General features: G+C 61.9%; 12 protein-coding genes and 1 tRNA gene. 3 read left to right on the plus strand and 10 right to left on the minus strand.

The window, feature by feature from the left end:
- Positions 1 to 30: 30 nt before the first annotated feature.
- From lhgO to ABID19_RS30170, 8 genes are all read right to left on the minus strand, one after another.
- Positions 31 to 1,230, minus strand: a complete 1,200-nt coding sequence (lhgO, locus tag ABID19_RS30135; protein WP_354494229.1) for an L-2-hydroxyglutarate oxidase — start codon at positions 1,228 to 1,230, stop codon at positions 31 to 33.
- A gap of 14 nt (positions 1,231 to 1,244) precedes the next feature.
- Entirely contained in the window at positions 1,245 to 2,753 is a 1,509-nt protein-coding gene (locus ABID19_RS30140; protein WP_354494230.1) for a tripartite tricarboxylate transporter permease, read from the minus strand.
- A gap of 25 nt (positions 2,754 to 2,778) precedes the next feature.
- Positions 2,779 to 3,246 carry a tripartite tricarboxylate transporter TctB family protein gene (locus tag ABID19_RS30145; protein WP_354494231.1) on the minus strand — a complete coding sequence of 156 codons (468 nt, stop codon included), beginning with the start codon at positions 3,244 to 3,246 and terminating at the stop codon, positions 2,779 to 2,781.
- A gap of 59 nt (positions 3,247 to 3,305) precedes the next feature.
- The gene (locus ABID19_RS30150) at positions 3,306 to 4,283 is read right to left on the minus strand and encodes a tripartite tricarboxylate transporter substrate binding protein (RefSeq protein WP_354494232.1); all 978 of its coding nucleotides are present in this window, start codon (positions 4,281 to 4,283) and stop codon (positions 3,306 to 3,308) included.
- 79 nt (positions 4,284 to 4,362) lie between these two features.
- Positions 4,363 to 5,535, minus strand: coding sequence for a mandelate racemase/muconate lactonizing enzyme family protein (locus ABID19_RS30155; protein ID WP_354494233.1), 1,173 nt, complete (start codon positions 5,533 to 5,535; stop codon positions 4,363 to 4,365).
- 25 nt (positions 5,536 to 5,560) lie between these two features.
- Positions 5,561 to 6,238 carry a GntR family transcriptional regulator gene (locus ABID19_RS30160; protein ID WP_354494234.1) on the minus strand — a complete coding sequence of 226 codons (678 nt, stop codon included), beginning with the start codon at positions 6,236 to 6,238 and terminating at the stop codon, positions 5,561 to 5,563.
- Positions 6,235 to 7,353, minus strand: a complete 1,119-nt coding sequence (locus ABID19_RS30165; protein WP_354494235.1) for an Ldh family oxidoreductase — start codon at positions 7,351 to 7,353, stop codon at positions 6,235 to 6,237. The genes ABID19_RS30160 and ABID19_RS30165 overlap by 4 nt, the downstream gene beginning before the upstream one ends.
- Before the next feature lie 567 nt (positions 7,354 to 7,920).
- Positions 7,921 to 8,005 (minus strand) — tRNA-Leu (locus ABID19_RS30170).
- 273 nt (positions 8,006 to 8,278) lie between these two features.
- Between ABID19_RS30170 and ABID19_RS30175 the strand changes: the two genes are divergently transcribed.
- Positions 8,279 to 8,866 (plus strand): YqaA family protein, encoded by a 588-nt coding sequence (locus tag ABID19_RS30175; protein WP_352937423.1) that lies wholly within the window; start codon positions 8,279 to 8,281, stop codon positions 8,864 to 8,866.
- Positions 8,867 to 8,887: 21 nt separating this feature from the next.
- Positions 8,888 to 9,406, plus strand: coding sequence for a disulfide bond formation protein B (locus ABID19_RS30180; RefSeq protein WP_354494236.1), 519 nt, complete (start codon positions 8,888 to 8,890; stop codon positions 9,404 to 9,406).
- Between the two features lie 153 nt (positions 9,407 to 9,559).
- Here the strand turns inward: ABID19_RS30180 and ABID19_RS30185 are convergent, their stop codons facing one another.
- Entirely contained in the window at positions 9,560 to 10,117 is a 558-nt protein-coding gene (locus ABID19_RS30185) for an HNH endonuclease (RefSeq protein WP_095485996.1), read from the minus strand.
- A 129-nt stretch (positions 10,118 to 10,246) separates the two neighbouring features.
- Positions 10,247 to 10,888: a DNA-3-methyladenine glycosylase family protein gene (locus ABID19_RS30190; protein ID WP_354494237.1), complete on the minus strand. Its 642-nt coding sequence runs from the start codon at positions 10,886 to 10,888 to the stop codon at positions 10,247 to 10,249.
- Between the two features lie 194 nt (positions 10,889 to 11,082).
- Between ABID19_RS30190 and gluQRS the strand changes: the two genes are divergently transcribed.
- Positions 11,083 to 11,958: a tRNA glutamyl-Q(34) synthetase GluQRS gene (gluQRS, locus tag ABID19_RS30195; protein ID WP_354494238.1), complete on the plus strand. Its 876-nt coding sequence runs from the start codon at positions 11,083 to 11,085 to the stop codon at positions 11,956 to 11,958.
- Positions 11,959 to 12,071 lie beyond the last annotated feature (113 nt).

A 12,071-nucleotide genomic window follows, 5' to 3' on the forward strand; every position in this document is an offset into this window, starting at 1 on the left:
CGTGGGGCAATGGATTGTATCGGGCCCGGATCATTGTGACCGCTCCTCGATCCGATCGACGATCATCTTCGCGATCGGCATGGCGGACGTCGCCGCGGGCGACGGCGCGTTACAGACATGCAATTGGCGCCGGCTGTCGAGGAACAGGAAATCGTGCACCAGCGTGCCATCGGCCAGAACCGCCTGCGCACGGATGCCGGCGCCTGGTTGGCCGAGGTCCGAGAGTTCGAGCGAGGGGCAGTATTTGCGGCACTGCTCGAGGTAGCCGCTGCGGAAAATCGAGTTGCGGAACTCGTCGATACCTGACGTTAGATTCTTGCGGGCCATCTTCCAGAAGCCGCCGAAAGCAAGCATCTGGGCGATGTCGCGCAGGTTAACGCTGCCCTTTTTGTAGCCTTCGCGATGGAAGCCCAGCACGGCGTTGGGCCCGACTGTCACCCGTCCGTCGATCATGCGCGTCAGGTGGATGCCGAGGAACGGCAGATCCGGATCAGGGATCGGGTAGATCAAGTGCTTGACGATCGTCGATTTCGCGTCGGGCAATGTGTAATATTCGCCACGGAATGGCACGATCTGGTGGGTGGGATTTAGCCCAGCAAGCCTCGCCAGGCGATCCGACTGCAACCCGGCGCAGGCAACAAGCTGCTCGGCGTGGATCGTTTCGCCACGATCGGTGGTCACCACCACGCCAGTGTCGTCTTCAGAGATGCCTTTGACGCGGGTGCCGGTCATCAGCTTGGCACCCTTAGCCTTGAGACCCTCGGCCAGAGCGTCGCAGATCAGCTTGTAGTTGATAATGCCGGTCGACGGCACGAGCAATGCGCCTAGGCCAGCGATGTTTGGCTCGATCTCACGCAGACGCGCCGCGCTTACCTCCTCGAAGCCGATGCCGTTCTCGGTGGCGCGGCCCTTCAGCGCCTCCATGCGCTCCACCTCGACCGGGCTGGTCGCGACAAGCAGCTTCCCGCACACCTCGAACGGAATCTTTTTGGCGCGCGCGAAAGCCTTCGTGGCCTCGGCTCCCTCGCGGCAGAGCTTCGCCTTCAGCGAGCCGGGGGCGTAGTAGATGCCGGCATGGATGACACCGCTGTTGTGGCCAGTCTGGTGCTCGCCGAAACCGGCCTCCTTTTCGATGACCAGGATGCGAGCCGCCGGATCGCGGGCCAGAATATCGGACGCGGTGGCAAGCCCGACAATACCGCCGCCAACAATGCAATATTGAAATGTCATATACCGCAGTCCTGTCAGACCTCAGCCTCGTCCGCGGCGATCTTCTTGCGCCCGGTCAGCTTGAGGAAGAGTGGGATCAAGAGCACGAGAACCGTGGCGATGAACAGCCCCAGCGCAATGGGCCGCTCGATGAAGACGAGCAAGTCGCCCTGCGATTGGATCAGCGTGCGGCGGATGTTGCGCTCCAGCAGCGGCCCCAGCACCAGGCCGAGGATCAGCGGCACGGCTGGGTAATCGAGCCTGGCAAGGACGATCCCGGCACCGCCTGCCACGATGGTCAGCATCACGTTGAACGTCGAATTGTCGATGGCGAAGACACCGTAGACGACGATCGCAATGACGACTGGATAGAGATAGGCCGTCGGAACGAAAAGCGCCGCCGCCAGCAGCGGAGTCAGCAACAGCGTCAAGAACACAAGTGCAAGATTGCCGATGGCGAAAGAGCCAAACACCGACCAGACAAACTGCGGATTCTCGGTGAACAGCAGCGGGCCCGGCTGCAGGCCGATCATGATCAACCCGCCCATCATCACCGCCGTGGTCGCCGAGCCCGGGATGCCAAGCGTGAACAGCGGAATCATCGCGCCGTAGGACGCTGAATTGTTGGCCGCCTCCGGCGCTGCCACGCCTTCGACGATGCCGGTGCCATATTTTTCGGGCGTCGGCGACAGGCGCTTGGCGAGTGCGTAAGAGAGCATGGTCGCTGCCGAGGCGCCGACGCCGGGGAGGACGCCCACGAAGAAGCCGAGCACCGACCCTTGCAGCAGTTGCCAGCGTGTCTGAACGGCATCGCTCAGCCTCGGCAACAGCGAGGCGAAAGTGTATTTCGCAACCGGCTTGTCCACATTCGCCTCCAGGGAGGTGAAGATCGCGGTAAGCCCGAACAGACCGACAGCGACGATGGAGAAGTCGAGCCCATCGAACAGGTTCATCGACCCGCCGGTATAGCGCGGTAAGGCGGAAATGGGATCGAGTCCCACCATGCCCAGCCACAAGCCCAGCGCCAACGCGACGAAACCCTTGAAGGCGTTGCGCCCGCCCAACACGCTGAGCAGCGAAAGCGCAAAACACATCATCGCCGTCATCTCGGTCGGGCCAAAGGCGAGTGCATAGTGCGACACCGGAACTGAAAGAGCCACCAGCCCGGCTATGCCGAGAAGACCGCCGACGAAGGAGGCGAAAACGCTCGTCCCCAGCGCCCGCCCGGCCTCGCCTTTCTGGGCCATCGGATAGCCATCGATGACCGTCATCACGGAAGGCGCGTCGCCGGGAATGCCGAGCAGGATCGACGTGATGGCGCCGCCGAACATCGAGCCATAGTAGACACCACCGAGGCACGCGATTGCCGCGACGCCACCGAAGCCTGCCGCCACCGGCAGCATGATCGCAACGCCGGCGGTCGGTCCGAGGCCAGGGAGCGCACCGATCAGCAAGCCGACCACAGCGCCCAGTATGGTGCAGGCGAAGATTGCCGGATCGGTGGCGGCGAGAATTCCGTCCCACAACAGCGCAAGCGTTTCCATAGCGGTACCTCTCTTGGCTGGCCGATTAGAAGCCGAGCAGTCCCCTGGGGATCGGCACGCCCAGGAGATTTTCGAACAGCAGCAGAAGGATGATCGGCGTGATCACCGACACCGCCGCAAGCTTTACAAAGAAAACCGGCCCCGGTTCGGTCCGCAGGGCCAGGCCGATCGCCGCCATGGCCAGCATGGTGGCGATCATCATGCCGAGATACGGGGTCAGCCAGACGGCGATGAGCAGCGCCGCGATCACGACCCCGGCTTTTGCCGCCTCGCGGCCCGATATGCCCGGGCCAAGCTTCTCAACCCCGCCAAGCGCTCGGTATAGATTTATTGCGCTGAGCAGAGCGATCGACGAACCGATGATGATGGGGAACAGACCGGCCCCGGGCGTGGTGCCCTGCATCAGGCCATAACCGATGCCCGTGTAGATCAGCCAGAGACCGAAGATTGTCAGCAGTGCGGCGACCAATAGGTCGAGCCGTTGAACGCTCATCGCTTTCCTCCTCGCGACGGATGAGAGCCACCCCGTCGGGTGGCTCCGGAGCAACGTGACTATTTGATGATGCCGAGTTCCTTCATCATCGTCTCGTAACGCGCGTTGGTGCGCTCGAGCACTTGCTTGAAGCCTTCCGCGTCGACATAGTCCGGGATGTCGTGGAAGCGGTCGATATACTGCTTCTTCCACTGCTCGCTGGTCGCAACCTTTTGCAGGACGCCCTCCCAGTAGGTCACGACTTCCGGCGGAACGTCCGCGGGCATCACCAGTCCGCGAAGCTGGGTGTGCAAAATGTCGCCGTAGCCGAGTTCCTTGAAGGTCGGGATGTCGGGGAAGGCCGGCGAACGCTCGGCCGATGTGATCGCAAGTGGCCGCAGTTTGCCGGCCTTCATCTGCGCCATCGCCTCAGATGGGTTGAGAAAGCCGACGTTTACATGTCCGCCAAGCAGCGCCGCCATCACCTCGCCCTCACCGTCGAACGGCACGGAGTCAATCTGGATGCCGAGCGCGTTGGACGTCATCTTGGCCAGCAGTGCCGCATCGGAGACGACGCCCGTCGTACCGGTGGTGAAGCGCGGCGTCTTCTTCAGGTCGTCAAGCTTCTGGTATTCGCTGGAGGTAGGAACAACCATGATGTATGGCGACTGCGCGATCGCAGCGAGTGGAGTGAAGTCCTTGTAGCTCACCGGCGAGCCACCCAGCAGTGGCGTTGTGAAAAAGCTGACGCTGACGGTCGCCAGATGATAGGGGTCACCCTTTTCCTTGGCGACTGCACTGTAGCCGACCGCGCCCGAGCCGCCTGTACGGTTCTCAGGCAGGATCTTCACAGGGATTAGCTTCATCTCCTCGATCACGCCGGCGATGGTGCGAGCGAGCGTATCGCTGCCGCCGCCGGCGCCGAACGGGATTATCATTTTGATGTCCTTGTCCGGATACTCCGCTGCCGCGGCGCTGACCGCGATGGCCGCAGCTGTGAGCAAACCGAGGCCGACGACGCGGCCATGGTTGACGAAGTTCGAGAGTCCGTAGGTCATAGTCATTTCCTCCCAGTTAGAACTTGGAACAGCACCGGAACCGATCCAACCATTTTTGGGGGTCCCGGGGCTGCGATTGTCAGGCGTTCTTCTTTTCGATGGTTTCACGCAGCAGGTAGCCGTGCGCATCACGACCGGTGAACTGGCTGCCTTTGGGATCCTTGACCCGGGCATCCTTCAGCGCTTCGTAATTCGGCGTGAAGCCAAGGCCCGGCGCGTCCGGGATTGTCATCTTGCCGTTCACGGGGTCGGGCGTGCCGTTGAAGAAATGTTTTCCGGTCATCCACATGCCGTAATGGAATTCGACCGGGCCGCCATTCATCACGCCCGCCAGAATGTGCATGTTGAAGATCGGCCAGCCGCCGCCATTGGCCATCGGCAGATTGAAGGCCTGGGCGAGGTGCGCCACTTTGAGCGCCTCGGTGTAGCCGCCATTGTAGAGGACGTTCGGCTGCAGCACGTCCACCGCGTGGTGGACGACGAGCTCGCGGAAGCGCCAGCGGTTGCCTTCCATCTGGCCGGCGGCGATTGGAACCTTGACGCGGCTGCGCAGGTCGGCAAGCGCACGCGCGTCGTTCTGCTCGATCGGTTCCTCGAACCATTTCAGGTTCGCGTCTTCCACGGCCTTCGCCAGCATGAAGGCGTCATGCGGGTTGAAGTAGCAGTTGGCGTCAATCATGAGGTCGACGTCGGGGCCGATTGCCTCGCGTGCGGCATAGACGCGACGCACGTCGTCCTTCCAGGTACGCGTCGGTTCGCCGCCGACGACCATCTTCAGCATGGTGTGCCCGTCGGCTAGAAACTTCTTGGCGTAGTCGGCGATCTGCTGCTCGTCGAAGAACGGGTAGCCAAACGTCGCATATGTATAGGCCTCGCGGGAATAGCCGCCCAGCAGCTCCGAGACCGACTTGCCGACAATCTTGCCCTGGAGGTCCCACAGCGCGATGTCGATCGCCGAGAGAGCGTTGGAAATGACACCGGTATAGGCGCGGTTGTTGAGCTGCTTCCATATTTTGGAATGGATAGCCTCGGTGTGGAAGACATCCATGCCCTTGATCAACGGAAAGATATGATCCTCGATGCAGGGCATGGTCGACCAGGGCAGGAACTGGCCGGTGCAGCCGAGCCCCTTGAGGCCCGTGTCAGTCTCGACCTCGACAAAGACAAACATGCGAGATTCGATGGATTCGCCAATGCCAGGCAAATCGATCTCGTGGCGATGCAGGCTGGCGGTGATGTTTGCAATTTTCAAGTGAGATCTCCTTTGGACAAATGGGTCATATGGCGGCCACGGCGGCCGCCGCATTTTCGATGGATGCCTTCCAGCGCGCCTTGCCGTTGAGGACGTGATCGAGCCCACGCTGCCGAGCGAGCTCGACGTCGCCGCGCTCAATCGCGTCGGCGATGCTGCGATGCTCCAGATTGGTCTGCTCCGGCGATGACAGCGAGCGCCGCAGGACATGAGTTTCCCGGATCAGGTCGTTGTAGACGCGGCGCGCACAGGAATGATCGGCGATACGGCCGATCAGTTCGTGGAACGCTAGGTTGATCTCGTAGTAGCGCACGATCCTGCCGGCGACGATCGCCGCATCCATGTCGGCTATCAGGCGCTTGAGCTTTGCCGCTTCGGCTTCGGTACGCCGTTCCGCTGCCCGCGCGCACATCAGCCCGGTGAGCAACGAGCGCACGTCGTAGTTTTCGGCAATCTCGCGGTGGGACATTTCGCGGACGAAGACGCCGCGCGCCGGAATAGAGATGAGAAGGCCCGCCTCGACAAGTGCCCGCGTCGCCTCGCGCACCGGCGCTCGGCTCACGGCCATTTGCCCGGCAAGCACCGCCTCGTTGATCCTGCTGCCGGGCAGTATGTCCCCCGTGAGGATCATCCGTTCTATTTCGCTGTAGACGCGAGCGCTCAGGCTTTCGGATCGTTCGATCGGTCTCGCTGCAAATGTCACGTCTTCGCCCTCGTTTCTTTGTCGCCAGTCAACTGTAAACTGTCGACAGCAGCAGGCGCAAGCACCCAGTCAGCACCGGATTCCTGAGCTATCCGATGGAGACGGCGATGCAGGCCGGGCCCGATGGGAATGCCTGTCTTCTCACGCTCGGCGCGGACCTTGCGCTCGGGGTCGCCGGCCACCTGGACAGGTTTTAGCGGGTCCACGGGGGGGGTTGCGCGCAGATCGTCGCAGAAGCGGGCAACGTCGGCGCGGAAGTCTGCAATCGGACGGAACAAGGCGGGGTTGATGGCCATGAAGAAGTGACCGACATCGAGGCCCCATGGCTGTTTCGAATGGTTGGGATCGGTGATCAGTGTGGAGCCGGACAGGCACGAGGCGAGGATATTGACCATCACAGCCAGCCCGTAACCCTTGTAGCCGGCGCTCTCCGCCGCGCCGCCCAGCGGCGACAGGAAGCCTCCCTCCATCACCGCTTTAGGGTCGAGCGTCGGCACCCCATTCCCGTCCATGCCCCAGCCAGACGGCATGAGTTGGCCTTCGACGATCTTGTTCCGGACCTTGCCGGACGCCACGGTCGTCGTGGCCATGTCGAGCACGAAGGGGCGGCCGGGCTCGGCGGGGGCGGCGAAGGACCACGGGTCGGTGCCGAAGCGCGCCGCCGCGCCGCCGGTCGGCGGAACCCGAATGCCGAATACGCTGGTGGCGGCGATGCCAATCAGATCGTGATCGGTGGCCTTGGTGGTGAAGTAGCCCAGCGCGCCAAAATGACCGGAATTGCGGACCGACACCACGCCGACGCCGGCTGCCCTTGCCTTGGCGATCGCGATTTCCATCGCCCGTATGGCGGGATCGTGGCCGAGGCCGCCGTCCCCGTCGAGCAGGGCGCTGACCGCCGTCTCCTGCACGATTGCGGGCTTCGACTGGAAGTTGATCGGCCGCGTCTGCCGTCGTTCGTTGTATTCGACCAACAGCGCGATGCCGTGGCTTTCGAGGCCATGGAGATCGGCCCAGGCCAGCACGTCCGCCGACCTCTCCGCCTTCTCCGCAGGCATGCCCCAGGCGCGGAAAATGCTCATCGCCTGACGGCGGTGCGTCTCGAAATCATGCCTCATCCTGACCTCCCGGGAAGGCTGCCCCATGATCGACAGCCGTCCGACGATCAAGAATAAGGATTCGACCGATCGAAAAACAATGTCAGCTTCAATTGATTCAAACGATAGTTTTTCTTGGTTCCGGAAGGCGGATGACAATGACGTTGATGCGTCCGTGAATGCCCCGTTTTGGATGCAAGAAACCGACCTCGAGCGGGCTCAGCGGCAAGCTCGGAAGCCTGGCTCGGCCACGTGCCGCCTATTTTGCCGATGAGCATCCGAGCGACCGGACCGAAGAGAGTGGATTGGCAGCCATGATCCGTTCTTTCGCATCTGGATTGGAAACAGCGCGATCTCTTTCGGTAATTTCACCGCTCGTCCTCCCCATGGCTGGGTCACCAAGACACAGTCAACTCACTACACCAAGAAGGCCAGGCGCAAGCTGATCGCCGGCCGCGCCGCCCACAAACTGCTCTTCACGGCGGAACAAAAAATGGACGAAATTGTCCCACCGGAACAGGCGGTTGAAGAACGTGGGGCAAAAACAGCCGAAAAACCGAGTAAAATCAGTGCCTGAAAACAGGGTGGTGGTGCCCCTAGCCGGGATCGAACCAGCACTCCTTGCGGAACTCGATTTTGAGTCGAGCGCGTCTACCAATTCCGCCATAGGGGCTCAGGCCGGGCGGCCTGGATGGGCGCGGACTATACGGTTGGAGGCCTGTTCGTCAACTGGCCAATTCCCGGCATAAGGCCTTCGCTCGACCACAGCCTTTCGATTTCGTGAAGCTGCGGCCATTGTGCGGCGCGAAAATTCTTTCTAGACAAGCGGCGCGTAAAAGCGCGTCGCGTCTGGAGAGATTCATGTGGCGCGCTTTTGGTCTTTGTTTGTGCATGTCCTTTTCCCAGAGCCGCTGCGCTGTTTGGGCGACATACATTAGGGGTGCCGATGCTTCGCGGACTTTACGACTGGACCTTGTCGCTGGCGGCAAAGAAATCCGCCGAATGGTGGCTGGCCTTCATCGCTTTCGTCGAAAGCTCCGTGTTCCTGGTGCCGGCCGACGTACTGTACCTGCCAATGGCGCTGTCGCGGCCGGATCGCGCCTATCGCTACGCGCTGATCGCCACGCTGGCATCCGTTCTGGGCGGTATCGCCGGCTGGTATATCGGCCACTATGCCTATGACGCGGTGGCCAAGCCGGTCCTCGAATTCTACGGCAAGTATGACGACTTCGAGGCGCTGCGCGTCTCGTCGGGCATCGGCTTCATCATCCTGATGCTGATCACCTCCGGCCTCGCCCACCTGCCGCCGATCAAGGTGGTGACGATCCTGTCCGGCGTCATCGGCGTCAATCTCCTGCTGTTCATCGTGCTGGCGGTCGTGGCGCGCGGCGCCCGTTTTCTTTTTCTCGCCTGGCTGCTGCGCCGCTATGGCGAACCGATCCGCGAGTTCATCGAAAAGCGCCTTGGCCTGATTGCGGGCGCCGCTGCCGCCGCCCTGATTTCGCTGTATATCGTTGTCAAATACGCCTTTTGAGCGAGAATGGCCGGTAGATCGATGACAGCAATCGTGAATGCCGACACTGGACGCCGGCGCATGCGGACGGCGTTGTTTCTGGCCATCGCAATGGCCGCCACCGTCGGCTCGGCGCTGACCTTCCAGTATCTGGGCGGCTACATCCCGTGCAAGCTCTGCCTGGAGCAACGCACCCCCTACTATATCGGCGTGCCACTGATGCTGCTGGCGGCGCTTGCGTCGGCGCTCCACGCCCCCGCGTGGGTGACCCGTAGCCTGCTGGCCATCGGCGGCCTGCTGATGGTTTACGGCGTCTATCTCGGCGTCTATCACTCCGGCGTCGAATGGGCATGGTGGCCAGGGCCTACCGATTGTGCGGCGGCGGCAGGACCGGTGGACACTGGCGGCAAGGGCGTGCTCGACGCGCTCGATAAATTCGTGCCGCCCTCCTGCGACAAGGCGGCGCTGCGTATTCTCGGCCTGTCGCTGGCCGGCTGGAACGCCATCGCCAGTCTTGTCCTGGCAATCATAGCCTTCCGCGGCGCACTCGCCCGAGATTAATCTAGCGCGGCGCGAGATCATCCAAGAATTCGGCAGGCTGAGTCGTATGGAGTGATTGTCGAGAACCGAAGCGCAGCGGACATTTGGGTCCGTGAGCATCGGAAGCGCAGACAATCGCTTCAGACGGCCAGCCTCCCGAATTATCGGACGATCTCAAGGTTCCAGTTCGACATCCCAGTACAGATAATCCATCCAGCTTTCATGCAGGTGGTTGGGCGGGAATAGGCGGCCATTGTTGTGCAGATCATGCACCGTCGGCTGAAAGGGCTTCTGCAGCGGCCACATCTTGGCGTGCGCCGGCATCATGCCGCCCTTCCGCAGATTGCAGGGCGAGCAGGCAGCAACGACATTCTCCCACGTCGTCGCGCCTCCGCGATGACGGGGAATGACATGGTCGAAGGTCAGATCCTCCGGCGTGCCGCAATATTGGCACTGGAAACGGTCGCGCAGGAAGACGTTGAAGCGGGTGAAGGCCGGATGCCGCGATGGCTTCACATAGGCTTTCAGGCTGACGACGCTCGGCAGCTTCATCGAGAAGGTCGGCGACGACACCGCGTGCTCATATTCGGCGACTATATTCACTCGCTCGAGGAACACCGCCTTGATCGCGTCCTGCCACGACCAGAGCGACAGAGGGTAATAGCTGAGCGGACGGTAATCCGCGTTCAGCACCAGCGCTGGAAGCCCATCCGGAGACACGGCAACCGTCACGTCATTGACCTCCTTGGCTCTACAACCGGTCGGCGCGGATACTGTAAGCCCGACATGACAGGGATGTGAAGCGGCTTGTCGATCAAACGAAGCGCCAAAAATGCGTGATTTTCATGGATTTTTGCGGATTTAGGCAGGGGGTGCAGCATCCCTGCCCTTCAATTCGCGATAATAGGCCCAAAAAAGCCGCGATGCGACCCCTCGCCATGGGCTCCATGATTCGGCCAGTTGGATCAGCTTTTTCTCGGGCGGGCGCGGGTCGATGCCGAGCGCGTGGCCGACCGCGCTCTGCAAGGCTACATCGCGTGCCGGGAAGACATCGGGGTGGCCGGCGGCGAACAAAAGATAGACTTCCGCCGTCCAAGGACCGATGCCCGGCACCGCGGTCATCGCCGTGATGGCCTCAGCGGCGTCGAGCAGGCAGAGATGATCGAGATCGAGGCCGTCGACCACCGCCTGGGCGACCGCAATCAGGCCGCGCTGCTTCGGCCGCGACAGACCGGCCTCGCGAAAGATGGCTTCGTCGGCGCCAAGAATGGCTTGCGGCGTCAAGGGATCGACGAGTTTTGTCAGCCGTCCGAAGATCGCGTCGGCGCTGGCGCGGGAAACCTGCTGCGAGACGATGATCGAGGCAAGGCTTCTGAACCCTGGCTCGGAGAGCCGCAGCGGCACCTCGCCGGCCACACCGCGCACCCTTTCGAGGCGTGGGTCGAGCAGACAAAGCGCGTCCAGCCCTTGCGAGATGTCGTCGAGGGTGGCGATGCGTTGCATGCTTGCTTGTTCCCAGCGCAAAATGGCAATTGCTAGAGCGGTTCAGCTTTTGATAGAATCGCTGACCCGCTCTAAGTATTTGTTTTTACGCAATTCCGAACGGAAAACCGCTACGCACTTTTCCTAGAATTGCTCTAGCCAGCGCAAAGTAGCAATTGGCGAAAGCGCCTGACAATCCGATTGCCACCTGAGAGATGACACTGCTGACATTCCGCTTCGCGCCGAGTCCGAATGGCGAACTGCATCTCGGCCACGCCTATTCGGCGCTGCTCAATCAGAAATTGGCGAGGGCAACGGGCGGGCGCCTGTTGCTGCGCATCGAGGACATCGACACGACGCGCTGCACGCCGGAATTCGAGGCCGCCATTTTTCGCGATCTGAAATGGCTCGGGCTTGGCTGGGAAGAACCGGTGCGCCGTCAGTCCGAGCATTTCGCGGACTATCGGGCGGCGCTCGATCGGCTGATCAAAGAAGAGCTCGTCTACCCGGCCTTCATGAGCCGTGGTGATATCAGAGCCTTCATTGCCGACAGCGAAAGGCGCGGGCGCGACTGGCCGCGCGATCCGGACGGCGTGCCGCTCTATCCCGCCGTCGACAAGGCGTTGCCGACCAGGGAACGCAGGCGCCGGATTGCGGAGAATGCGCCCTTCGCCTGGCGGCTGGATGTCGGCGCTGCGATGGCACGCGTCGGCAAGAACCTGCCATGGCTGGAATTTTCGGATGAGAGGCTTTCCGCAACACATACGGTAGACGCCCGGCCGCAGGACTGGGGCGACGTGATCGTGGCGCGCCGTGAAATCCCGACCAGCTATCATCTCGCCGTCGTCGTCGACGACGCGCTGCAAGGCATCAGCCATGTGGTGCGCGGCCAGGACCTCTATTCCGCCACCGGCGTGCAGCGCCTGCTCCAGGAGATCCTCGGCCTGCCGCAACCAAGCTACTTCCATCATTGTCTTATCCTCGGGCCGGACGGACGAAAGCTGTCGAAGAGTTTCGGGGATACCGGCCTCGCAGCGTTGCGCGAAGCAGGCGCATCACCGGCCGATGTCAGAAAATTGGTCGAGCTCTGACCCACGAAGCGACATGCCGATCCGCCACGCATTCAATTCGCGTGACGTATGGATCAACCGTTTGGTTTTGCTTGCCAGGTTGAACCACTTTACAGCAATCGCGACAGTCAACC

This window comes from Mesorhizobium robiniae, assembly GCF_040545535.1.
In the GTDB taxonomy this organism is placed as follows: domain Bacteria; phylum Pseudomonadota; class Alphaproteobacteria; order Rhizobiales; family Rhizobiaceae; genus Mesorhizobium; species Mesorhizobium robiniae.

Coding starts and splice junctions, on each gene's coding strand:
- gluQRS (WP_354494238.1), top strand. CDS start 11,083: ATGACACTGCTGACATTCCGCTTCGCGCCGAGTCCGAATGGCGAACTG.
- ABID19_RS30180 (WP_354494236.1), top strand. CDS start 8,888: ATGACAGCAATCGTGAATGCCGACACTGGACGCCGGCGCATGCGGACG.
- ABID19_RS30140 (WP_354494230.1), bottom strand. CDS start 2,753: ATGGAAACGCTTGCGCTGTTGTGGGACGGAATTCTCGCCGCCACCGAT.
- ABID19_RS30175 (WP_352937423.1), top strand. CDS start 8,279: ATGCTTCGCGGACTTTACGACTGGACCTTGTCGCTGGCGGCAAAGAAA.
- lhgO (WP_354494229.1), bottom strand. CDS start 1,230: ATGACATTTCAATATTGCATTGTTGGCGGCGGTATTGTCGGGCTTGCC.
- ABID19_RS30145 (WP_354494231.1), bottom strand. CDS start 3,246: ATGAGCGTTCAACGGCTCGACCTATTGGTCGCCGCACTGCTGACAATC.
- ABID19_RS30150 (WP_354494232.1), bottom strand. CDS start 4,283: ATGACCTACGGACTCTCGAACTTCGTCAACCATGGCCGCGTCGTCGGC.
- ABID19_RS30165 (WP_354494235.1), bottom strand. CDS start 7,353: ATGAGGCATGATTTCGAGACGCACCGCCGTCAGGCGATGAGCATTTTC.
- ABID19_RS30190 (WP_354494237.1), bottom strand. CDS start 10,888: ATGCAACGCATCGCCACCCTCGACGACATCTCGCAAGGGCTGGACGCG.